This window comes from Pseudoalteromonas sp. DY56-GL79 (assembly GCF_041414765.1).
GTDB lineage: Bacteria > Pseudomonadota > Gammaproteobacteria > Enterobacterales > Alteromonadaceae > Pseudoalteromonas > Pseudoalteromonas piscicida.
Map to the genome: position 1 here is coordinate 1 of NZ_JANHZS010000031.1, position 24,619 is coordinate 24,619.

At 44.1% G+C, this 24,619-nt stretch carries 18 protein-coding genes; 9 read left to right on the top strand and 9 right to left on the bottom strand.

All coding sequences use genetic code 11. The features are described 5' to 3' along the window. Nucleotides 1-143: 143 nt before the first annotated feature. A complete protein-coding gene (gene gppA / locus NO992_RS19875; RefSeq protein ID WP_371380049.1) occupies nucleotides 144-1,652 on the bottom strand; it encodes a guanosine-5'-triphosphate,3'-diphosphate diphosphatase in 1,509 nt (502 codons plus the stop codon). Between the two features lie 52 nt (nucleotides 1,653-1,704). Further along, nucleotides 1,705-2,985, bottom strand: a complete 1,281-nt coding sequence (gene rhlB / locus NO992_RS19880) for an ATP-dependent RNA helicase RhlB (RefSeq protein ID WP_017219421.1) — start codon at nucleotides 2,983-2,985, stop codon at nucleotides 1,705-1,707. 91 nt (nucleotides 2,986-3,076) lie between these two features. Between rhlB and trxA the strand changes: the two genes are divergently transcribed. The 3 genes from trxA (at nucleotide 3,077) to NO992_RS19895 (ending at nucleotide 6,268) form a co-directional block, all read left to right on the top strand. Next, on the top strand, nucleotides 3,077-3,403 hold the full coding sequence (trxA, locus tag NO992_RS19885; protein ID WP_010378172.1) for a thioredoxin TrxA: 327 nt from the start codon (nucleotides 3,077-3,079) through the stop codon (nucleotides 3,401-3,403). Nucleotides 3,404-3,608: 205 nt separating this feature from the next. Beyond that, nucleotides 3,609-4,868: a transcription termination factor Rho gene (gene rho / locus NO992_RS19890; protein ID WP_017219420.1), complete on the top strand. Its 1,260-nt coding sequence runs from the start codon at nucleotides 3,609-3,611 to the stop codon at nucleotides 4,866-4,868. 137 nt (nucleotides 4,869-5,005) lie between these two features. Further along, nucleotides 5,006-6,268, top strand: coding sequence for a methyl-accepting chemotaxis protein (locus NO992_RS19895; RefSeq protein ID WP_371380052.1), 1,263 nt, complete (start codon nucleotides 5,006-5,008; stop codon nucleotides 6,266-6,268). Here NO992_RS19895 and NO992_RS19900 read toward each other — a convergent pair. Beyond that, on the bottom strand, nucleotides 6,265-9,099 hold the full coding sequence (locus NO992_RS19900) for a response regulator (protein WP_371380054.1): 2,835 nt from the start codon (nucleotides 9,097-9,099) through the stop codon (nucleotides 6,265-6,267). The two genes, NO992_RS19895 and NO992_RS19900, sit on opposite strands and share 4 nt — an antisense overlap. 71 nt (nucleotides 9,100-9,170) lie before the next feature. Here NO992_RS19900 and NO992_RS19905 point away from each other — a divergent pair, with 71 nt between their 5' ends. Then, nucleotides 9,171-9,755, top strand: coding sequence for a DNA-J related domain-containing protein (locus NO992_RS19905; protein WP_010378167.1), 585 nt, complete (start codon nucleotides 9,171-9,173; stop codon nucleotides 9,753-9,755). On the opposite strand, the gene dbpA is transcribed toward NO992_RS19905, so the two are convergent. Then, nucleotides 9,744-11,126 carry an ATP-dependent RNA helicase DbpA gene (gene dbpA, locus NO992_RS19910; protein ID WP_017219417.1) on the bottom strand — a complete coding sequence of 461 codons (1,383 nt, stop codon included), beginning with the start codon at nucleotides 11,124-11,126 and terminating at the stop codon, nucleotides 9,744-9,746. The two genes, NO992_RS19905 and dbpA, sit on opposite strands and share 12 nt — an antisense overlap. A gap of 191 nt (nucleotides 11,127-11,317) precedes the next feature. On the opposite strand from dbpA, the gene NO992_RS19915 reads away from it, so the two are divergent. Continuing rightward, nucleotides 11,318-12,712: a M20/M25/M40 family metallo-hydrolase gene (locus NO992_RS19915; protein ID WP_017219416.1), complete on the top strand. Its 1,395-nt coding sequence runs from the start codon at nucleotides 11,318-11,320 to the stop codon at nucleotides 12,710-12,712. Between the two features lie 89 nt (nucleotides 12,713-12,801). After that, entirely contained in the window at nucleotides 12,802-13,572 is a 771-nt protein-coding gene (locus tag NO992_RS19920) for a tetratricopeptide repeat protein (RefSeq protein WP_010378162.1), read from the top strand. Here NO992_RS19920 and NO992_RS19925 read toward each other — a convergent pair. Further along, complete coding sequence (locus tag NO992_RS19925; protein ID WP_017219414.1) at nucleotides 13,569-16,181, bottom strand: EAL domain-containing protein; 2,613 nt, start codon at nucleotides 16,179-16,181, stop codon at nucleotides 13,569-13,571. The two genes, NO992_RS19920 and NO992_RS19925, sit on opposite strands and share 4 nt — an antisense overlap. Before the next feature lie 316 nt (nucleotides 16,182-16,497). Between NO992_RS19925 and ubiD the strand changes: the two genes are divergently transcribed. From ubiD to NO992_RS19940, 3 genes are all read left to right on the top strand, one after another. After that, nucleotides 16,498-17,970 (top strand): 4-hydroxy-3-polyprenylbenzoate decarboxylase, encoded by a 1,473-nt coding sequence (gene ubiD, locus NO992_RS19930; RefSeq protein ID WP_010604239.1) that lies wholly within the window; start codon nucleotides 16,498-16,500, stop codon nucleotides 17,968-17,970. A 77-nt stretch (nucleotides 17,971-18,047) separates the two neighbouring features. After that, nucleotides 18,048-18,761, top strand: a complete 714-nt coding sequence (gene fre / locus NO992_RS19935; protein WP_017219412.1) for an NAD(P)H-flavin reductase — start codon at nucleotides 18,048-18,050, stop codon at nucleotides 18,759-18,761. A gap of 352 nt (nucleotides 18,762-19,113) precedes the next feature. After that, nucleotides 19,114-19,524: a CBS domain-containing protein gene (locus NO992_RS19940; protein ID WP_371380058.1), complete on the top strand. Its 411-nt coding sequence runs from the start codon at nucleotides 19,114-19,116 to the stop codon at nucleotides 19,522-19,524. A 20-nt stretch (nucleotides 19,525-19,544) separates the two neighbouring features. On the opposite strand, the gene add is transcribed toward NO992_RS19940, so the two are convergent. The 4 genes from add to hemC form a co-directional block, all read right to left on the bottom strand. Continuing rightward, nucleotides 19,545-20,540, bottom strand: a complete 996-nt coding sequence (add, locus tag NO992_RS19945) for an adenosine deaminase (protein WP_371380060.1) — start codon at nucleotides 20,538-20,540, stop codon at nucleotides 19,545-19,547. 132 nt (nucleotides 20,541-20,672) lie between these two features. Continuing rightward, on the bottom strand, nucleotides 20,673-21,776 hold the full coding sequence (locus NO992_RS19950) for a heme biosynthesis HemY N-terminal domain-containing protein (RefSeq protein ID WP_371380062.1): 1,104 nt from the start codon (nucleotides 21,774-21,776) through the stop codon (nucleotides 20,673-20,675). After that, on the bottom strand, nucleotides 21,773-23,590 hold the full coding sequence (locus NO992_RS19955) for a uroporphyrinogen-III C-methyltransferase (protein WP_371380064.1): 1,818 nt from the start codon (nucleotides 23,588-23,590) through the stop codon (nucleotides 21,773-21,775). The genes NO992_RS19950 and NO992_RS19955 overlap by 4 nt, the downstream gene beginning before the upstream one ends. Further along, the gene (gene hemC, locus NO992_RS19960; protein ID WP_371380066.1) at nucleotides 23,591-24,529 is read right to left on the bottom strand and encodes a hydroxymethylbilane synthase; all 939 of its coding nucleotides are present in this window, start codon (nucleotides 24,527-24,529) and stop codon (nucleotides 23,591-23,593) included. Nucleotides 24,530-24,619: the final 90 nt, after the last annotated feature.

The window sequence follows — 24,619 nt, forward strand, 5'->3', positions numbered from 1 at the left end:
GCCCCGTGTCAGTGGGGTCGCATTATAGGGCGATCCGATTTTAGTGCAACCCTTTTTTTTAAGAAAGTTGCGAAAAACAGATCGTTTGGATAGAAATCACTCTAAGACAGTTATTTTTGCATGTTTTACAAACAAAAAGAGCGCTAGACGCGCTCTATTTTTAATTCCCAACCGAATTTTGATAGGTAAGCCGCTTCTTGAACGAGCTCCGCTAGCATCAACGGATGAAGAGATAACCAGGGATCGGGCATTTGCATAGTCAGGGACTTTTTCTCTTCATTGTTGGCTTGAACTGTTACTTTAGGTAGAACATCGTCTTTTCTACGCATAGACAGCAAAACACCAAGTCGAACTACGACGCACAACAGCTTAGCGTACTCAAAGTGACAACCTAATCGATCAAAATCTTTAGCCACAAGGTCGGCTCTATGATTTTTAACGATAGCAACGATAATATCTTTTTGCGCTTTGCTATATCCAGGCATTGAAGTATTCGCCAATATATAGCCGCTGTGTCTATGGTACTGTTTATAGTCAATCAGCAAGCCAATTTCATGAAGAGATGCGATTGCCTTTGCCAAGTGCAGACTCGCTTGTTCATCCAGACCCCAGCTTGATGACACTTGGGCGATAATATCAGACACCACTTCGTATACTCGCAGCGCCTGCTCGATATCAACATGATAACGCTGAGTGAAACCATCCAATGTACGCTGACAGATATCGACAGCCTGAAAATCAGGGAGCATACTATAAAGTACACCCTCACGAAGTGCGCCACCGGCAAGACCCATAGATTGAATATCCAATGACTTGAATAGTGCAATCAAAATAGCAAGGCCCGATACAAAGACTAAGCGGCGTTCTTCAATTAACCCAGGTAAAGTTAGCGCAGCCACCGTTTCACATTCAATTGCTTTAAGCTTTACTTCTTCCAACTTGCTTAACGTCAGTTGTTCATTCTCGCCCATCGCGGCGAAAATTTCCTGAATGGCTTGAACTGTTCCTGACGCACCAATGGCTAACTCCCAGCCAAGCTTTTTATATTTGGCCTGAATAGGCTGTATTACCTGCTTTGCAGCCTGCTCAGCAGCGTCAAAGTTTTCAAGACTTAATAGGCCATCGCTGAAATACCTATCTAGGTAAGTCACACAGCCCATATTTAAGCTTTTATACAGTAAGGCATCAAAGCCTTTCCCGATCACAACTTCGGTACTCGCGCCACCGATATCAATAACAAGTTGCTTACCTTGACAGGCGGATGTGTGAGCGACACCTTTATAAATGGTTTTCGCTTCCACTTCTCCACTTATGACATTTACCTGATGATTAAGGATCTGCTCCGCTTTTTCGATAAATGTGTGAGCATTAGTAGCCAAACGCAATGTCGCTGTCGCGACAATACTAACGTTTTGCTTGGGGATATCCTGTAAGCGCTCAGCAAACAAAGCAAGGCATTCCCACCCTCTTTGCATCGCCTCAAGCGACAATTCATTTTGGTCATTAAGCCCAGATGCCAGCCGCACCTTCCTTTTCACACGGCCGATTGTGTGAATACCGCCTGCCATATGTTTCGCTATCAACATATGAAAGCTGTTAGACCCTAAGTCTATTACAGCGTAAATATCTTCCTTCGAAGCAGTCTTTGCCACTTTTTAAACCTCAACAAATCGCTTTAAGCGCTTACTACTTTACTATCCAAGTTTACTTGGATTGTGGTTTTCTGTAGCCACCTGTTCGGCGACCACCACCACGTTGCTTGTTACCACTATTACCATGGCCTGAATGACGACGTTTATTTACTTGAGGCGCACGCAAGTCAGTTAATAGTGCTGTTTTATCATAATGAGAAACAGGAATTGCATGCTCTATGTATTCCTCTATCTCATGTAAATTATAGGCGTATTGCTCGCACGCGAAACTAATCGCATGTCCAGATGCACCAGCTCGACCCGTACGACCAATGCGGTGAACGTAGTCTTCTCTGTCATCCGGCAAGTCGAAGTTGAACACATGACTTACTTCAGGAATATGTAAACCACGTGCAGCAACATCAGTCGCCACCAATAAATCAACATCGCCACGCGTAAACTGCGCTAAAATTGACTGGCGTTTCTTTTGATTCACGTCTCCAGTAAGCAAGCCTGCACGATGGCCATCTGCTTTCAGCCATGCGTATACGTTTTCGCAGCTGTGCTTAGTATTAGCAAAAATGATTGCCTTCTCTGGCCACTCTTCCTCTATCAAAGTCAGCAGTAAAGGTATTTTGTCATCTGTTGACGGGTGAAATAGCTCTTCTTGAATACGTTTGCCCGTTTTAACATCTGGCTCAATTTGCACATGAATAGGATTGGTCATGTGTTCGAATGCTAACTCTTGCACTCTGTATGACAGTGTTGCAGAGAATAATAGATTTAATCGCTCTTCACGACCTGGCATGCGATTGAACAAATAACGAATGTCTTTGATAAAACCTAAATCAAACATTCGGTCTGCTTCATCTAGCACAACCACTTCGATATCATTGAGGTTATAAGCACCCTGCTTATAAAAATCGATTAAACGCCCAGTCGTTCCGATTAGTATATCCGCGCCTTTTTCCAGTTGAGCCCGTTGTTTTTCGTAATCTTCGCCACCATATACAAGGGCAAGCTTAAGATCACAACGTGGCGCAATGACTTGCGCGTCCTTATGTATTTGGATAGCCAACTCTCGAGTCGGTGCCATAATAATTGCACGAGGTTGCGTTTTTTTATCCTTTTTAGTCTGCAATAGGCGATGACAGGTCGCGGTCAAAAACGCAAGAGTTTTGCCCGTACCAGTTTGTGCCTGGCCCGCGATATCGCGGCCTTCACAGATGTAAGGTATACACTTTGCTTGGATTGGCGTACAAAATTCGAAGCCATTTTCCTGTAAACCGGCGACCACTTCCGGTGCTAAAGCAAAGTCGTTGAATTTTTTATTGGTCAAATGTGTCTTAGTCATAGCAATAAAGCATAACGTTTAAACTTGCAATAAGAAACAAGAGTGTTTAAATACGCATTAAATATTTCGCCTAATTCTAACGGAGAGCGTAATGAGCGACAAAATTATCCAACTAACTGATGACAGCTTTGAAGCTGACGTAATCAAATCTGACAAGCCTGTACTAGTAGATTTCTGGGCAGAATGGTGTGGCCCTTGTAAGATGATTGCGCCTATCCTTGATGAAGTTGCAGAATCACACGGTGACCGCGTAGCGATCGGCAAACTAAATATCGACCAAAACGCTGGTACTCCACCTAAGTACGGTATCCGTGGTATTCCAACACTATTACTGTTTAAAGATGGTGCAGTAGCAGCAACTAAAGTTGGTGCTCTATCTAAGACTCAACTCGTTGAGTTCCTAGAAAACAACCTGTAATTCAGGTTGTTACACACTCTGCGGCATAACTGCCGCAGTTGTGAAGCTGATCTATATCATTTTTAATAGAATAAAATTTGTATAAACACTGGACGACCCGACGCCTAGCTGCTAACTTATAAAGCCACAAACCTTTAAGCTTTATCAAATCAACCTCTCTCGTGAAACTAACGAGAATGACAACTGTAATAAAGAACCCACCAATATGCATTTACGCGAATTAAAAGACAAGTCAATCAATGAACTTGTAAAACTGGCTGAGTCCATGGGACTTGAAAACGTAGCTCGTTTAAGAAAACAAGATATTATCTTTGCTATTTTGAAAGCGCACGCGAAAAGCGGCGAGAATATATACGGCGGCGGTGTTTTAGAAATTTTACAAGATGGCTTCGGCTTTTTACGTTCTTCAGAAGCATCTTACCTAGCTGGCCCTGATGATATTTATGTTTCTCCGAGCCAGATTAGACGTTTCAGCCTGCGTACCGGTGATACCATCATTGGTTTAATCAGACCACCAAAAGATGGCGAAAGATATTTTGCATTATTGAAAGTTAACGAAGTTAACTTCGATAAACCTGAAAACTCTCGTACCAAAATCCTATTCGAAAACCTAACGCCTATTCATGCTAATGAGCGTATGGTAATGGAACGAGGTAATGGTAGTACAGAAGATATTACCGCTCGAGTATTAGACCTTGCCTCTCCAATCGGTAAAGGTCAACGTGCACTTATCGTTGCACCACCAAAGGCTGGTAAGACAATGTTGCTACAAAACATTGCTCAGTCCATCACATACAACAACCCAGATGCAACTTTGATGGTCCTACTTATCGATGAGCGTCCGGAAGAAGTAACTGAGATGCAGCGCCTTGTTCAAGGTGAAGTTATTGCCTCTACGTTTGATGAACCAGCTAACCGACACGTTCAAGTAGCTGAAATGGTAATCGAAAAAGCAAAGCGCTTAGTGGAGCATAAGAAGGATGTTATTATTCTACTTGACTCAATTACACGTCTTGCCCGAGCATACAACACGGTTATTCCTTCATCAGGTAAAGTATTAACTGGTGGTGTTGATGCCAATGCACTTCACAAGCCTAAGCGCTTCTTTGGTGCTGCGCGTAATGTTGAGGAAGGCGGAAGCTTAACCATCATCGCAACGGCACTTATCGATACTGGCTCTAAGATGGATGAAGTTATCTACGAAGAGTTTAAAGGTACGGGTAACATGGAACTACACCTAAACCGTAAGATTGCGGAAAAACGTGTATTCCCAGCTATCGACTTCAACCGCTCAGGTACTCGTCGTGAAGAACTACTGACAAAAACTGATGAACTTCAGAAAATGTGGATCTTGCGTAAGATTGTTCATGAAATGAGTGAAATCGATGCGATGGAATTCCTTATTGATAAGCTTTCCATGAGCAAAACAAACGATGAGTTTTTCGACTCAATGCGTCGTAAGTAAGTAGAATTAGAGTCTACTTACTGAAAAGCCAGCTTATGCTGGCTTTTTGCATTTCAGGTTCGCCAACTGCCTATTTTTGTTCTATACCTACCTAATAAAATTAAACCGTATTTGAGTAATGAACCTAGGGATATAGAATGAAGCCGAGTCGTATTATTGCCGCTGTCACGCTTTTTAACTTGGCTTCTGTAACACTCGCAATTACCTTACTATCCTCTGATGAGGCTAAAGTGGCCGTTACAATTGGCGCTTTAACACTAGGGGCACTATTGCAATTATTATATTTTAAAAAAACCACTTCCGCTGAAAAACATATGGAGCACCTAGTTCGTAATTTTATCACTGACAATGGCGTCGACCTCACGTATCGCTTTAACGAACAAGATAAAAATATTTCTAAGTCCTGCCTACTAATGAATGATTGCTTCGCCGTTATAGAACATATAATTAGTGAAGTGTACGCATCTTCTTCTCGACTTCACCCAATGGCGGATAGCTTAAGAGATACCTATGCATCCATGACACAAAAGGCAACACTTCAGCACACTCACGGTGAATACTTAGCTACCTCAATACAGTCTATGTTAGAGATTTCTGCGCGTTTAGATACTAGCTTAGAGCAGATCTACGCATCTGTAGAGAATGCCACAACGGCAGTTAAACAGACCCGATTAGATACCGATAAAAGCCAAGAAAGTCTGCTAACACTTGCAGACAACATCAAGAAAACCAGTGAACAAATAGAATTGCTCAAGACTGACAGCAATGAAATTAGTTCTGTGCTTGAAGTCATTAACGGTATTGCAGAGCAAACCAACTTACTTGCACTGAATGCCGCAATTGAGGCCGCACGAGCAGGCGAGTTAGGACGAGGCTTTGCCGTCGTTGCTGACGAAGTGCGTAATCTGGCAGCACGAACGAGTCAATCAACCAAGGAAGTAAGCCAAGTCATAAGAAAAATACAATCCGGTACAGATTCTGTTTATGCGCTGATGCAAGCGGCACTGCAAGAAACCGCCAATACCGTAAAATTAAGCGAAGCCTCTACAAAAGAAGTGGATGAAATAGAAAATGCGATGCTTTCTATCAACCAAATGTCCCATGACATTCATCAACAAGTTGGAGAGCAGAAACAAGCCTCTGACGCAGCTCAAGAAAGTATAGAGTCAATGGTACACCTGAATTCCGATGCCCTTTCAAGTACCAAAATACAGGCCGTCTCCAATCGTGACCTCATTGCCCTTTCGCAAAGTATTCATTCAAAGTTATCCATGTTTAAGATTTCAGATTACACGCCAGAACTCGATACCAGAAAAGACAGCTCCCGAGTATCTATCAGTGATGATGAGCAACCTAACAATCTAAAGGTGGATGATTCCGACGATATAGAGCTATTTTAGGAGGCCAATGATTCTTGAGATTTTAGCTGATCACACATTGCTAAAAACAGAGATTGAAATTGGTCTTCACTTCCTTGCTTTAATACTTTCTCAAATTCGATTGCGATGCTTGCAAGCTCCGGAAATTCAAACATAGATGCTGCCCCAGCCAGTTTATGACAAATAGTCTGAAGTGTAGCCAAGTCTTTGTTTTGCCATGCATCAATCAGCAAGTAGCGCTCTTGCTCAAAAGTGCTTGCGAAACTATCTCGCAAATCCGATAAATCAATATTAAGTTCATACGCTTTGCCGTCAGACTCAAAGTTTAAGTGCGTATTCAATACCGCTAATAATTCATTTTTATTAATCGGCTTGCCAATGTGACCATTGAACCCTGAGTCAATATATGATTTTACCTCTTCCATCAACACATTAGCGGTTAACGCGTATATTGGACCAGAGTAGCCCGCCGAGCGAATGATCCGAAGTGCCTCAACCCCATCCATTCTTGGCATTTGAATATCCATAAGCACCAGATCAGGAAAGTCGCTAAGACACTGTTCAACCGCTCGAGCACCATTTTCGGCTACAATAACCGTCGCACCAGTTCTCTCTATCATGCGAGAGAATAGTTGCCGATTCTCTGGGTGATCTTCCACAACCAGCACCGTACCTGAGAGCAAAGGTTGCTTGGACTGCGGTTCTTGAATTTCGGTAATAACCGTATTGAGGTATACAGTACAAGGGACACAGAAGGAGAAAACACTGCCATGATCGACAACACTTTGTACTTTGATTTCACCATTCATCATGTGGGCAAGCTGGCTCGACAAACTTAACCCCAGCCCAGACCCCCCAAAGCGCCTTGTTATACTGTTGTCAGCTTGTTGGAAATTATCAAAAATTCGACCTATCTGCTGCTCAGTCATACCAATACCGGTGTCCTTCACCACAAACTGTAAACCATGGTGCGTTTCAGATACCTCCAATTCGATACGGCCTTTTTCGGTAAACTTTAGGGCATTACTTAGCAAGTTTATTAGTATTTGTTTTACTCGAATGTAATCCAAACGTACATAAGCGTTAGCCCTTACCTGATCACAAACAATAAACTCTAATTGCTTACTCTGTATATTTTGTTGAAACATATCACATAAGTCAGCAAGTAAGCTGCCTACCGAAAATTCAGTTGCTTCTAGCTCTAAGCGCTCGGCTTCGATTCGACTTAAATCCAAAATATCATTGACGAGGTCGCGTAAATGTAATCCTTGATTATAAATTGTTCTGACCGATGCTTGTGCCTGAGCATTTAAATCTTGTTCGACCAACAAGTCTTCTGCATGTCCCAGCACCGTGGTAAGTGGCGTCCTGATTTCATGACTCATGTTTGCCAGAAATTGACTTTTTACTTGGTTGGCCGCTTTTAACTCATCCGCCTTTTGCTGAAGCTCAGATGTTCTCAACGCTACTTTTTGGCTTAACTCCAGTTTTGCTCTTTGCTCAACCTTACGCCGATAGAGTGCGAAAGTTGTCAGTAAAGTTAATATCGCGATGATAACACCCAACAATTGTAATTGGCTGCGCTGTTCCTCTTTCAGTAGCTGTAATTTTTGTTCTTGCTTGAGCACTTCGACTTCTCGAGAAAGTTCACTAGCCTCATACTTAGCACGATAGTCATTAATCCTTTTCAGCATGTCATCATTCATCAAGCGGTTTTGCGCTTCCAAATTTTGTGAGTCATAATCTCTAGCGCGCTTAATATTTCCTTGTGCAGCCTCAATCAGCGCTAACAAACGAAGTGCCATACGCTCTCTTTTCTGTTCATGCATAACTCGACTTGCCGCTAAACTTTGCTCTGCATTAGTCAGCGCTTCTGTTAGCCGCCCTTGAGCGAAGAAAATTTGTGCTAAGGTGAACTGAGCTTCCATGAGGTTGGCAGGATTCTGAGCCTTTTCGGCATAATAGAGCGCAAAGTTTGCTTCTTTTTCGGCTAATTCTAATTGGTTTTGTGAATAGCTCAATAAAGCAAGATTGCCATATTCAAATGACAAGTGGCGGACATCGTTCTGCGCTTCATAATAAGTAATTGCTGCTTGGTACGACGCTTTGGCAAGCGCGGGGCGTTTAGTCTCAGTGTATAGCACGCCAAGATCTGCTTGAGCTAGCGCAACACCATATTCATCGTTTAGCTCGACGAATGCGTTTAGTGCTTCATGGAGCATTTCTTCCGCTTTATCATAGGCACCTTGACGAATATAAACACCCGATATATTTAGTAAAATATCGGCATGATCTTGAGCATCGCCAAACTCTTGGTAAAGTTCATCTGCTTTTAAATAATTATGTAGTGCCAAGTCAAGTGTAAAGCTATTAAAATACGCCAACCCCAAATTACTATGTAAATTAGCCATTTCGATGGGGACATTACGTTGCTCAGCTAACGCTAATGCCCGTGAGTAAAACTCAATAGCCTGTTGATAATGACCAAGGTAAAAGTAGCAGATCCCTTGAACCTTTACCGCTGAAAAATGGTTGTCACTCAGTCTGTCTGATTGCGTTATCAACTCTAACTGATTGAGAAAAACGAGTGCATCTTTGAATTGATTTTGTTTATAAGCAGACTTACCTAGACTAAGCAAAAGTTCTACTTTTCTTGCCTTTCCTAGGTTTTGCTCCGTGAGCAACTCAGTGCCCAGTATTTTTTGCTGTTGCCAATTGGTGGTTTGCTCCACCTCTGAGATCCGCTCAGCAAGGGCGCTATCATTTAGTGTGGCGTTAACTTGAAAACAACTGGAGAAACACAGGCTACAGGCAAACACAGACCAGGGCTTTAGTAGCCTCGATAAATTCATTGTTGCTCTCCATTGCTTATCATTTAGTCTGCGTGGTAGTGTGAAGATACACCAAGACTAAAGAGGCGACAATGTTCAATCCGCTAACAGATGTTATTTTTAGACTAATTTGTCAAAATCAATCTTTAAAAGTGCACACTATTGCCGCCGCTCTGATGGAACAACAGCAACTACCTCGCCTTGATGAAGATGAAAATAAAAATCTATTTAAACGTAACTTCCTGATCATGAATGCCCTGTATCAACTCCAGCAAGAAGTATTCGCTGAGGGCCTGTATCTACATGTAGAAGCACTCAATATTTATCTAGCTCCACAACTAGGTGAACATTCATTAGCGTTAGATGACCCGCTCAGAAGTTATTATTTAGACTGGCAGCATTACGAAACCAGTAGTGAAGAAGTGAGTGCTCTGTTAGATAATTTTTGGCAACAGTTTACATTTAGCGGCGCTCGCCAGCGACTTGCCATCAAACCTGACGAATTAAACGCGATTAAAACGCGCTGGAGACTTCCTAAAGGTTATGATCGCAGGATGTTAAGCCAATGTTGGAGAAAACTGGCCTTGACTCATCACCCGGATAAATCAGGTGATGAGGAAACATTCAAACGCTTAATGAATGAGTATGAAATACTCAAGCAGGCCTTAAGCACGTAAGGCTTTATAGCGCTTATTTTTAATCTTACTATTGTTAAGCTTACGTAGTGCAGGCTTCACTGCCTCGCGTTTTACAGCCACGAATGTTTGCACATCATAAATATTGATTTTACCAATTTGCTTGAAGCTTATGCCTTCTTCACCAGTCAAACTGCCGACGATATCTCCTTTGCGAAGCTTTTGCTGCTTTCCGCCTTCAATCATGAGGGTCACCATATTCGACTTATAGGCTGGTTTTTCGAGCAGCGAATGACTCGGCAACGTGCCATGTTTTAGCTCTTGACCATATATCTCCGCCAACTGTTTTATTTTGAAGGCTTCTTTTTCTCCATAAAGAGATACTGCGATACCTTTGTGCTCACCCCGGCCCGTACGACCAACACGGTGAATATGCGTCTGCGGCTCAAGTGCCAAATGATAGTTAACCACAAGCTCAACTTCCTCAACGTCGAGCCCTCGAGCGGCCACGTCAGTGGCAACCAAAATATTGGCACTCTTATTGGCAAAGGTGAGCAATGACCACTCACGCTCACCTTGATCTAAGTCGCCATGTAACTCGACACAAGCAAGTCCGGTTTGACGTAATTCTTCGAATAGTCGCTTAGTCTCAGCTTTGGTATTACAAAAAACGATACAGCTTTGCGGCTGGTGTTGCATTAACAGCACTCTCAATGCGTTAAAGCGCATTTTATTGTTGTCTAATTTATAAAAGGTTTGCTTAATGCTGTGGTGTGCTTGTTCTTCTTTCGCTTCAACAAACTCTGGCTCACGCATATATTGCTTCGCCAGTTTCATGATCTTGTCTGGGTAAGTCGCACTAAACATTAGTGTTTGTCGAACTTCAGGCACATACACTAGAATGCTTTCTAGCGTTTCAGTAAAGCCCATATCCAGCATCTGATCGGCTTCGTCGAATACCACAGTCTGCGTTTCAGTTAGCATGAGTGAGCCATTAAAAACATGCTCTTCAACCCGACCGGGTGTACCAACAACAATATGCGCGCCATGTTGTAACGCCCGAGTTTGAGGTTCAATTGGCGTTCCTCCGCAGAGTGTTTGCACTTTGACGTTACCAATTAAAGCCGCAACTTTTCTGATTTCTTGTGCGACTTGATCAGCCAACTCTCTCGTTGGACATAACACCAAAGCCTGAACCTCATTGCTGTCAGGCTGCAACTTATTCAGCAGCGCAAGTGAAAACACCAGTGTTTTACCAGATCCGGTTTTCCCTTTCACGACTAAATCTCGTCCAGTCAGCGCCGGCGCTAAACTCACAGACTGTACTGCCGTTGGCACCATGTAGTTAAGATCTACAAGGCGCTGAGCAAGCGCTTGGTTTAGAGGTAATTGAGAAAATGAAGTGATCGACACAGTGCTTTCCTATTCGCTATCTTAATCGCGTATTTTATACCAAATGTGTAAATTCGCTAACCGCTTTACTCTATTATTCCAAGATAAAGCACCCCTAGATTGTGGATGAATTTCCCTCATCGCAATACACGGACTTACATCACAATTTATGCTTTAATCTCTCGGTAACTCCATTTTTACCAAGGATTATCATGAAGTTTAAATCACTATTGGCATTTGGTTTATTAAGCGCAGGTTTGAGCACAGCACTGCAAGCCGAAGAATTTACTACACAACAATTAGAACAAGTTAAACAAGTTAGAGAAGCCGCAAGCCACAGCAACCTAAGCTGGCAACTACTAGAATCCCTCACCACAGAAGTAGGCCCACGCTTACCGGGTACCGAAAATGATAAAAAAGCGGTAGCTTGGGCAAAGAAACAACTTGAGCAATTGGGCTTTGACAAAGTCTGGCTTGAGGAAGCGACCTTTCCTGAATGGCGCCGCTACCATGAGTCTGCAAAAATCCTGATACCGAGCGAACAACCGCTACACCTTACCGCGCTCGGTAACAGCGTCAGCACACCAAAAGATGGTTTAAGTGGTGAGGTAGTTTTATTTGAAACCCTCGATGAGCTGATTGCCGCGCCAGACAATAGCTTAAAAGGTAAAATAGCCTTTATTAATTACCGCATGAACCGCGACATTGATGGTAATGGCTATGGACCTGCGGTAAGAGCTCGTAATAGCGGTGCCGTAGAAGCCGCTAAAAAAGGCGCTATCGCCTATATGATGCGCTCAGTCAGCACCAGCCACCACCGCTTCGCGCACACTGGCGGCAGTCACTATAAAGCGGGAGTGACAAAGATCCCGTCCACTGCAGTTGCGAACCCAGATGCAGATCAGCTAGCACGCCTTATCAACTCAGGTCATGCCGTTAAAGTCGCGCTAAATATTCAAACCGAGGACTTAGGTGAAGGAACCAGTTACAACGTCATCGGTGAATTCACGGGCACCGAATTTCCAGAGCAATATGTCTTAATTGGTGGTCACTTAGACTCTTGGGATCTGGGTACTGGTGCACTCGATGATGGCGCTGGTGTTGCATTGACGATGGCAGCAGCAAAGCACATTGCCGATGTAAAACGCCCTAAACGTAGTGTCCGCGTAGTCCTATTTGCAGCAGAAGAACTCGGTCTCTGGGGAGCAAAAGCTTATTTTAAAAAGCATCAGGCAGAATTAGACCGCATCGTAGCCGCATCCGAGTCCGATTTTGGTGCAGATGTAGTGTATGCGTTTGAATCAAACGTAAATGCCGCTTCCTTACCAGTTGTACGTGAGATTGCAAAGCAATTGGCGCCGCTCGGCGTTACTTATATTGGCAAGAATAGCGCACATGGTGGTCCTGACTTAATTCCGCTGAAAAATGCCACATCGGCGCCAATCTTCGCTTTACACCAAGATGGCACGGATTATTTTGATTATCACCACACAGCTGATGACACGCTTGATAAAGTCGATCCGGCAAAATTAAAGCAAAATACCGCGGCATACGCTGTATTTGCCTTAATGGCAGCCGACGCCAAAACGAAAATGGCAGGGAAATAAAATCTTACACTTATGGGGACAAGTACACTTGTCCCCTACACTCAAGTTGCCTACCTTAGACATACCCACACGTAACTAACTAATAGAATATGGAAATCAAAAGCGTATTTTTTTCCTTTTACGACACAATATTCAACTTTATCAGTAAATATAAAGTTGCGATGTCGGCACTGATTGTGGTCACTATTGCACTTTACTTTTATAACCAACATCAACAACAAATCGCTAGTTATCAAACATACTTAGCCTCCCCACAAATCGATGACCTGATTATTTTTGACGCTGGCAAAAACACAGGGCAAGCTTATGATCCAGCTTTTCAGATACTACAAATTACTGAACTAACAGATGACAACATTGAAGTGAAGGAAAGTGCCTACACGTATCGAACAATGCGTAACATCACCCGAGATATCCGTGTCAGCATGCTAATGACCGATCATTATTTTAAGCCACAAAGGCTGACGCTAGAAAAAGACAATCTATTAGACTTACTTGACAATGAAACGATTGTTTCCGTCTACAGACCAGTCGGGATCCATGTACTTGGCGGTGTTGTTAGACAACGATTTAAAAAGCCGAAGCCACTATATAACGGACCTAAGATCTCTGCACAGAATCAAGAAGCAATTCACGCTTACAGCCAAGGAAACTTTGAAGAAGCAAAAACGGGATTTGCAGCAGCGGCTAAAACTGGCAACCCTTGGGCACAATATAACTATGGAACAATGCTTCGCGACGGTGAAGGCGGTGCAAAAGACATTAAAAAGGCGATCCACTGGCTTAAACTTGCCGCCGAGCAAGGTAATCATAAAGCACAATCGGCTCTGGCTAAGTTATGCCAAGACTACCCCTGTTAACTGTGACTTTGCTTGTGATACTGCATAGTCAAAACGTTTGCTTCAAACTCTTGTTGTGCCACAGGCTTAGAATGAAAATAGCCTTGTGTCATATCACACAGTAAGTTCTTTAAAAACATGCATTGTGCAGGGGTTTCAACCCCTTCTGCAATGACTTTTAAGTTCAATTTGTGCGCCATCAAGATAATCGCACTGACGAGCGCTTTATCTTCTTCATCTTCAGGTAAATCACGAATAAAGGTTCTATCAATTTTCAATTTAGAAAGCGGGAAGCGCTTGAGGTAACTCAACGACGAATATCCAGTACCGAAGTCGTCAATCGCCAGTTCTACGCCCATTTCTCTTAATGCTTTTAATTGTGACAATATTTTGTCTGAGTTTTCAACCAGTACCGACTCTGTGATTTCCAATGTCAGATACTTTGCTTCCAGTTTGGTATCTCTAAGTACTTTTCTTACTAGCTCGACCATATCTTGGCGTTTAAACTGAATACTAGAAACGTTAACTGCAATAAATAAGGGTCTACCGTAGTTGTCTTGCCAGGCTTTAACTTGAGAACAAGCGTGATATAGCACCCACTCCCCAATGGGTAAGATAAGGCCTAGTTCTTCGCAAACGGGAATAAACTGATCGGGTGAAACATGGCCCAGCAACTCACTTTTCCATCTTAACAACACCTCGCAGCCAACGAGGTCGCCGCTGCCAAGCTGTGAAAAAATGGGCTGGTACACCAGTGATAATTCTCGATTAGACAGTGCTTTATGCAAAGCGCTTTCTAACACGCTACGCGCTTTGGCATGTTGATGCATCGCTGAAGTATAGAATTGAAAACAGTCGCGACCATGTTCCTTGGCTTTATACATTGCACTGTCGGCATTACGGAGCAAAATTTTTCGGTCGGTGCCGTCATCTGGGTAAAGCGTGATCCCCATACTACCGGAGACATAAGCTTCGTGTCCTTCCAAATGAAAAGGGTTGGCTAGCGCACGTAAAATCTTCGTCGCAACCAGCTCTAAATCACTGATAGAGCTGATGTCTTGTAGCAATAAAGCAAATTCATCCCCACCTAACCTTGCAACGGTATCAGAGCTGCGCACGCACTCATTAATACGGTTTGCTGCTTCTTTGAGTAATAGATCACCAATATGGTGCCCAAGCGTGTCATTCACTGCTTTAAAGCGGTCAAGATCGATAAAACAAATAGCAAAGCGCTCTTCTAGCTGAGCTGCTCGTTTTAACGCTAAATCAAATTTAACGTGATAATGATGGCGATTTGCAAGGCCCGTCAAACTGTCAAAGTTGGCTTGCTGCCACATCAACTGCTCGTTACGTTTTCTCGAGGTAATATCACTGAATAAGGCAACATACATATCAATCTCCCGAGCTTCATTAAATACTGCGGATACCTGCAGCCAACTCGGATAAATTTCACCATTTTTGCGCTTGTTCCAAATCTCTCCTTCCCAATGGCCTTTGTTAACCAAATCATCATATAACGCATTGAAAAAGCGCTCATCGTGACGCCCAGAGTTTAGGATTGATGGAGTCTCCCCTATCACTTCATCCATGCCAAAGCCTGTAATTTCGCTAAATGCGCGATTTACCATTTGGATTTGATTATGTTTGTCGGAGACCAACACGCCTTCAGTGGTTGTCGCAAATACCGTACTTGCCAAACGCTGTTCTCTTTCGTTCTCAAGTTCTTCCGTAATATCCTGAATAACATAAATGAAGCCAAGCTTAGCTTGCGTTTCGCTTACTACAGGGGCACAAGAAACCCGAACATTACGATAGTCAAAACGCGCATCGAGTTGGCACTCCAGCGTACCTTCCGTTAGCAGCTTTTCACTATCAAGCACATCAAATAAGGTATAAATAGATTTTGATTTTAACGCTTCTAAACTATCAAAATCCTTTAATACTGAACCATTAGCGGCTTCTATATGATGAGTTTCATCCGTAAACACCAGGTATGCTTTAATACCATCAAAAATGGCACTGAGTTTTGCGCCTTGATCTTGTGCTCGCTGATTGGAGCGCCTTAGCCTGACCAAAACGGTCATCAATACCGCCATCGATAGAATAAGCACAGCAATTACCGCAGTTAACAGAATGACCTGTACCATATTGGCTTGCTTGATTTTTTCAGTCTGTAACAAGACCTGCTGTTCAAGGTTAGCTTGGTAGTGCCAGAGATCTTGCTGTAGCTTACGCTTTTCACTCATATCTTGAATGATAGAAAGTAATCTAGGTTTGCCATCACTATTTTCAAACGGCGTTGAGTGAACACTTACTGTTTTCACACTACCGTCTGCAGTTTGGTGTTGGAAGATAAAATAGTTGCGGCCTTCATTTAAAGCTGCTTGACGCTCATTGGCAACCTGCTCGGCGGTAAATAAGTTGATATCTTGAATGACTTTTGATTCTAGTACCGCCTCGCTATAACCATAGAATGCGGCGGCAGCTTTATTGGCATCCAAAATTTTTCCAGACGTAGGCTCGATGATCAACATCACCGCGCTATGATTAGAAAAAGTATAATATGGTAACTCGTTAGCTGGTGCTGAAATACAAAACAGCAACAGCAGCCCCCCGAGCAATTTTGACATCAACTTCAAACTCAGACCCCTCAGGATATCGTTTTATGCAACCGCGGCGACTATAGCGCAAAGGGTATGTGAGCTACATCGAAAGTCGATTCTTGCTTGTTTCATATCAAAACAACTCAACACACACATCTTTTTATAACAATTTATACACTTGCTCTGGCGTACTGACAAGCCGATAAGTTCTGAAAGTGTAGTCTATTTCGCAATAGTGTAGACGCAAAAGTGAGTAACTAAACCTTTTCACCACCCCATCCGTACAGCTAGGAAAAATATGCCTAGTTGATATACTAGGCCAAACTCAACTCATAGTGCGCCGATGAAATACCAAGACTTACGAGATTTTATAGCCCAGCTTGAAAAACAAGGAGAACTTGTTCGCGTCAAGCAGCCCATTTCCACCAAACTAGAAATGACTGAAATTGCAGACCGAACGCTGCGAGCAGGTGGACCCGCTATCCTATTTGAAAACCCTGTTGGTTATGACATTCCGGTACTGGCTAACCTATTTGGCACACCAAAGCGCGTTGCAATGGGGATGGGACAAAGCGATGTCAGTGAACTAAGAGAAGTCGGCAAGTTACTCGCTTTTTTAAAAGAACCCGATCCACCAAAGGGAATTAAAGAAGCCATTGGCCAGCTACCGGTATTCAAACAAGTGTTGAATATGCCAGCCAAAGAAGTGAAAAAAGCCCCATGTCAGGAAGTTGTACTGAGCGATAATGAGGTTGATCTCACTAAACTACCTATTCAACATTGCTGGCCTGGTGATGCCGCACCTTTAATTACATGGGGGTTAACGGTAACCAAAGGTCCTTATAAAAAGCGTCAGAACCTAGGGATTTATCGTCAACAGCTATTGGGTAAAAACAAAATTATTATGCGCTGGCTATCACATCGTGGCGGTGCGCTTGATTTTCAGGAGTGGTGCAAAGAGCACCCCGGCGAACCGTATCCGGTATCGGTTGCACTTGGCGCTGATCCCGCGACGATTTTAGGTGCGGTAACCCCAGTTCCAGATACGCTAAGCGAATACGCATTTGCAGGTCTACTGCGTGGTAGTAAGACGCAGGTCGTTAAATCAATTTCAAACGAACTGCAAGTACCAGCGAGTGCCGAAATCGTCTTAGAAGGATATATTCAACCGGGCGAGCTCGCGCCAGAAGGCCCATATGGCGATCACACCGGCTACTACAATGAAGTTGACGACTTCCCTGTAATGACTGTCACTCATATGACACATCGCAAAGATCCTATTTATCACAGCACTTATACGGGCCGCCCGCCTGATGAGCCAGCTATTCTTGGTGTTGCGCTCAACGAAGTATTCGTGCCGATTTTACAAAAGCAATTTCCGGAAATCGTCGATTTTTACCTTCCACCAGAAGGCTGCTCTTACCGCATGGCGGTCGTCACCATGAAAAAGCAGTATCCGGGGCATGCTAAACGCGTGATGATGGGTGTATGGTCTTTCCTTAGACAATTTATGTACACCAAGTTTGTCATTGTTTGCGATGATGATGTAAATGCTCGCGACTGGAATGATGTAATTTGGGCGATAACAACACGTATGGATCCCGCAAGAGACACCACCTTAGTTGAAAGCACGCCTATCGATTATCTCGATTTTGCTTCCCCTGTGTCCGGACTTGGTTCTAAAATGGGTATGGACGCAACCAACAAGTGGCCGGGTGAGACCGACCGTGAATGGGGCGAGCCTATCGTTATGGATCCCGAGGTTAAACAACGCGTTGACGAAATTTGGGATACCCTAGGGATCACCATCAAATGACATATATCATCTAACATTGTGCACTCAGCTATGCTAGAGTGCACAGACTTTAGCCACGTGCTTAATAAAGGTAACACATGCAAGTATTAGCAGCAGAGGTTGTCTCAATTACACCTCTTACGGAATTTGTTCACAAAGTTATATTAAAACCTGAAGAAGCGGTGCAATTCGAAGCCGGCCAGTATCTGCAATTGGTACTTGGTGAAAAAGACAAACGTGCTTTCTCGATTGCCAGCAGTCCTTCAAAAACAGAGCAGTTAGAGTTACATATCGGTGCTTCTGGCGCTGACTCTTATGCCATGCAGTCACTAGATCACCTACGTAACGCTTTTGATACAAAGCAAACCGTTGCATTAGAAGTTGGCCTTGGCGTATCTCAGATCCGTGTTGATCAAGCGCGTCCACTAGTACTACTTGCCGGCGGCACAGGGTTTTCTTATGTCAAATCTATGGCCGATCACTTGGCTGAAACGGGTTACGACCAACCAGTATTATTTTACTGGGGTGTAAAAGAAGAAGCTGCGTTGTATGCAAAAGCGGAGATGGAAGCTTGGGCCGCCTCAAATAAACATTTCCAATTTATTCCTGTGGTAGAAAATGCCAGTGAAGCATGGCAAGGTCATCGCGGTTTCGTTCATCAGGCTGTGATGAAAGATATCGTTTCTTTAGAGCCGTACAGCATTTATATGGCTGGCCGCTTTGACATGATAGGTATCGTGCGTGATGACTTTATCAATCATGGTGCTGAGCGCGACTTTATGTACGCCGACGCTTTTGCGTTTATTAAGTAACCTGAGCTGCGGATAATTAATGCCTTTCTAGCAGCCAGTTTTAGCGCTAACTGCGTTGAATTCACTTCCAATAGCCAGCTATTGGTGCGTAAATTCGCCTTGTTTTCCCTAAAACTCTCTGGCTAGACAAGGAAAAAACTAAGTTGTGCTTTAGAAACAATGAGTTGGAACATTCCTTATCCAAACCTCAGGTTAAGTAACTTAAGACAAGTTATTTAATAGCAATTTATCCAATGTGTGGCAGGTCTTTGGTCACACATTGAAAAAACAGAATAAACCAATCAAAACAATCCATTTTACCAAAACACTTTCACCCGCTACTCTCATATTACACACAGACACCGCGAGAAGTATGATGAGTAAACTCTATGTTCGTGACATCATGTCACCTGATTTCCCACTGTTAACCGCCGAGACCGAGCTAACCGACGCGATTAGTTTGCTACAAAAGCATCATTTAATTGGTGCGCCAGTGATAGATGCACAGCGTCATCTTGTTGGATTTATTTCAGAGCAGCAGCTGCTCAAGCCTTTGCTTAATTCCAGCTACTTTTGTGATGGTAAAGTACAGCTGAGAGACTTACTGGCTACGCCAGCCCTCAGCATTGAAGCTGCAACAACCGTTGTCGACCTTGCACAACGTATGCAGCAAAATAGTCCTAAGGTTTATCCCGTACTCAATGAAGGCCAAGTGATTGGAATTGTGACACGCAGCCAAGTCGTTGCGGCGCTAAAGGAGAGTTATCTTAGCTGTGCGGGGTGATCCCACACAGCAATTTCAGCCTACGCTTTCTTTGCAAGCAACGCTTTTTTATCAGCTTCGCTTAAAAAGGCAATCTCAACCGCATTGCGCTGCGCTTTATGGATATCACTCAAATCTAGACCTGCCGCCGCAGCTGCATGGCTATACTCGTTATCCAACTCGATACCTTGAACCGCAGGGTCATCGGTATTGATGGTTGCCAATACATCATGATCTAAAAATGCTTTCAATGGATGTGTGGTTAAACTTTCGACAGTACTTGTTTGGATATTACTGGTTAGGCAAGACTCGATCCCGATACGATTATCACGTAAATAGTCCATCAGAGCTGGGTCATGGATTGCTTTAACTCCGTGACCGATACGTGTTGCACCAAGTTCTTTAATGGCTTGCCAGATACTTACCGCGCCCTCAGCTTCGCCAGCATGTACCGTCACACCAAGGTAAGCATCGCGAACCTGCTTATAATGTTCAATAAACAGCTCTCCTGGGAAGCCCAGCTCGTCACCCGCGAGGTCAATCGCAACCAACTGCTCTTTAAAGGCAAGTAGCGCGTCTAGCTCATATTGGCACTTTTCCACACCAAATGTGCGTGACATAATCCCGATCAGGTTAACCTTGATGTCTTGGCCTTTAACTGCACTTTGTACACCGTCGACTACGGCTTCAACAACGCCCTGTGGGTGTAGATTATGGGCTTTTGCCATGTAGTAAGGACTAAACCTTAGCTCAGTGTAATCAATACCTTGTGCAACTGCGTCGGCAACATTTTCAATCGCAATACGGCGACAAGCATCGTAGTCACCAAGTACCTTTACACCCCAATCTAGTTTCTCAAGAAACGCCATTAGATTGGGTGCATTGTCCAACACTTGAACATGTGGGCGTAGACCTTCGAGATCCGTTGCCGGTAAATCCATATTAAACTGCTGGCCAAGTTCTAAAATCGTTGTAGCACGAACGTTACCATCTAAGTGGCGATGTAAATCTAATAGTGGGAGTGTGTTATTGATCATAAGAGACTCGATTTGCAGTTAAAATTTTTGGGATCATACGCACCTAAACTGAGATAGCAAGGACATATGTCAGAATTGAGTATAGCTAACTTTAATACAAAAAAGCCTGCACATTGCTGCGCAGGCTTTTCGTTACGATTTTGCGATTAAATACGCTTTCTCGTAGGTATGCATTTTTTCGTAGGCAAGCTGGGCTTGCTTACTCCAGCGCGCTTCCCAAGGGTTTGCGCTTAAGGAATCAAAGATCTTCGCAGCAAGTTCATAATCCCCCTCAGCATTGCAAAGGCAAGCCAATGAGAACAGCAACTCCTTATCATCTGGATGTTTTTTCAATTGCTGCTGTAGTGCTAACTTGAGTTCATTACTACTTTGCGTGCTGTGTTGCAGATAGTCGGCCAGCTGGTGATATTGACCTTGTTTGAGCAGCTTCTTGAGCTCCCCCAACACTTCCGCTATGCGCCCCTGTTGCAGCTTCACCTTATTAAGGGCTGGTATTGCATGCGCTTTTACTGCCTTAGGTAGCGTATTAAACAAAGTATCTGCTTGCTCAGGGGCTATCACAAACATGCGCTCGAACACACTCTGCCACTGTGTATCACTCCAGTTAAGCTTTTTATGCCATTTTGCGATTTGTGCAGCTGCCAGCTCAGGTTGCTTAGCCTGTAGACATGCTAAAATGTAACCACTAAGCACCGCTGAAGTTGGTTTAGCCGCAGACATTTTGTCATCAAGTAAAGCCAACGCCTGTTCACTATTATTTGCTTCTAGCCACAATGCAGCAAGCTGCCCTTGGTTGTCATCCGATATTGCTTCTAGCTCTGTATTCGCTTTGACAACATCTCCTTGCTTTAACGCCGCTTTGGCTGCGATGGCACGCACATAGTCTTGGCGTTCATCCGGCTGCGGCGTTTTCGTCAACAAGGTTGCGGCTTGTTCCACTTCGCCGTTAATAAATAGCCACAAGCTTTCGTTCCATGCTTGTTGCGCTTTTAGTTTACGCTTTCTGGAAAAATGACCTTTCGTATTGACTAGACGATGCCACGACCAACGCACTACCTTACCCAACAACACTAAAGCGGTGATGGCAAGCAACAGCAAGATAGTGAAAGACACTATGCTGCCTTCAATCGTGGTTTGATTGAAAGAGATCAATACATAGCCTTTCTCATCAATGAGCAAATGACTGGCGGCTAGCGCGATAAAGATAAGCGTAAAGGTGATGATTTTTGCCATCATTTTAGCCACCCTTTTACTGCTGCTGGGGTGGCAAGCTCAATCGACTCTTGGCGCTGAACTTCACTGCGGCTCAGCTTGTTTAAAGCCTGCTGCATCGCGTTCACAGGCGCGTGTTGCGTATCAAAATAACGCGTCAACGTGTCGGCTGCACTATCAAGCGCACTGAAGTAAATGCTCGCTTGTTGATCCATTAATGCGGTTTGTGCTTGGGTTAAATAAGCACGCAGCTGCGTGCGTATAAGCAGCTGCTCGTTTTTATCTAGGAGTGGGTCTATCACCACTTCATCATGGTGACGTATGGTAATAAAGTCATCAACCAATCCCTGCCAAGAGCGCTTTAAGTTCGCTTGCCAATCATCAACCTGTTGCGATAGCGCAGCATCTTCACTCGCTGCTTTTTGCGGAATTTGCTTAGTTTTGATCGTTAGCGTATCAACTTGAGACAATAAACCATGAAGCTCAAAGTAAAGTGACTCCGTTTGCGGCTTAGGCAAGGCCTTCAAAGCCGCAATGTCGGTAGCAATCGCCTGCTTAACAGCTGCCGTGTTGGACTCAGACTCTAAGCTCTCTTGCAAGCGCTGCAGAATAGCAATTGCGCCAAGATAATCTTGCTCTGCCGCAACTTTAAATGCAGCAAGGCGCTGTAAATACAATGCCTCAGAGGCCACTGCACCGCTTACTTGCTGCTGCGCCTTGGCAAGCGTCTGCATTAACTGGGTTTCTACATGTTGCTGCTGCTCAGCCAATCGCTTTGCGACATTGTCTTGCAGCGAATCAAGCACATTTTCTACTCGTTGAAGTTGCGACTTAGCACCACTCAGCTGCGTGTTTAATAGCTGATTTTCAGCGTTAATCGCTTGGTTAGCTAGCAACGCTTGCTGCAACTGTTGTTGCTGTTGCAAATAAACATAGCCAGCACCAGCACCACTACCCAGCGCCACTAATAATGCAAGGAGCGCAACCTTACTCACACCAGCCTTCGCGTGATGTGGCGTTACGGTTTGCTCTGCTGCTTTTGCAGCTTGCTGGGTATTTGTATTCTTTGTTTGCGATTCAGACTGAGTCATTTTGCGCCCTTGCTGCTTGGTATAGTCGATGATACTCCCTGCGATGGCACGATTATCAGGGCCATGACATACCACAATTTGAGACTGTTCGATGTTATAGGATTGCTGTACATGCTCAGCAATACGTTGGCTCACAACAAAGAAAGTGCGCTGAGCCAACCAATCTTTACTTGCTGACGACTGCGTATTAAAAATCGCATCCGCTGCACTATTACTGGTAATGACTATACCTTCAATCTGCTGGCTTCGCCAGTGGTCTAACCAGCCATCTGCATTGTCTTTTACGGCAACGCGTTCATAAACCACCAGACTGTCAAGGATGGCTCCCCGCGCTTTTAAAGTTTGCGCAATGACGGGACGCCCACCTTTCCCTTTGACCAACAATACACGCCTGCCCTCAACAGAGGACAGCTGCGGGAGTGCAAGCAAACCTTCGGAATCAGGTTGTTTAGGGTATTTAGCCTTAATATTTAGGGTCTGCTGGATAGCATCGGCCGTGCCTTCGCCAACAGCAAAAGCTGCGCAATGTCCGGCTAATGGAACTTCTAATTGGTGAAAGTATCGCACCGCATCTGGCGAGACAAAAACAGCTAACTCGGCTTCGCTTATCATTGCTTTAGCGGTGTCACTCACTGCCACTTCGTTAAGCTGTAATACTGGGCAAATCACTGAGCTAATTTGCTGCTGTGTCAGTAACTCAGATAAAGGTTCTGATTTGCCAACGGGTCGAGTTAGCACAACTTTCATTTAAGCGTCCCTATAAACCTCAGCAAGAATTTTATCTGCACCTTGCGCAAGTAAGGATTCTGCCAATTGAATTCCAAGTTGCTCAGCCTCTGCAACCGTACCAGAGCATTCGCCGCGCAAAATTTCGCTGCCATCGACAGCACCCACTAAGCCACGCAAGTGTACCTGATCGCCCGAGACTTCTGCATAAGCGCCGATTGGAACCTGACATCCCCCTTCCAAACGGCGGTTCATTGCACGCTCGGCAAGTACACGAATACGTGTATCAGTGTGTTCCAGTGGTGCAAGGAATGCTTTAGTTTGAGCATCATCGCTACGACATTCGATGCCGACAGCGCCTTGACCATTGGCCGGTAATGAATCTTCTGGTTCAATATAACTTGCGATTCTATCCACCATTTCTAAGCGGATAAGTCCCGCGGCGGCCAAAATAATGGCATCAAACTCACCCGCATCTAGCTTAGCTAGGCGAGTATTCACATTGCCACGTAAATCCTTAATGACTAAGTCTGGGCGCGCTGCTCGAATTTGACATTGGCGACGCAGGCTTGATGTGCCAACCACAGCGCCCTCAGGCAACTCTGCAAGTGAGGTATAAGTATTAGACACAAACGCGTCTCTTGGGTCTTCGCGTTCGCAAATAGTATGCAGCTCGAGCCCTTCAGGGAAATCAACAGGTACATCTTTCATTGAATGCACAGCAATATCTGCGCGCCCTTCTAACATGGCCTGCTCAAGCTCTTTGACGAACAACCCTTTACCGCCAATTTTTGCCAGTGGCGTATCTAAAATCTTGTCGCCTTTCGTCGACATCGGCACGAGCTCTACTTTTAGATTAGTATGGTGTTTTTCAAGCTCTGCCCTCACAAATTCGGCTTGCCATAGCGCCAAAGCACTTTTGCGCGTTGCAATACGTAATATGGAAACTTGTTCTGTCATGATTTGCCTTTCATTTATTGCAGCGTTATTGCCACTGCAAAGAGTTAACTGTGTGGTGATGGCAGTCAGTCGCAAGCTGCCATACACGAT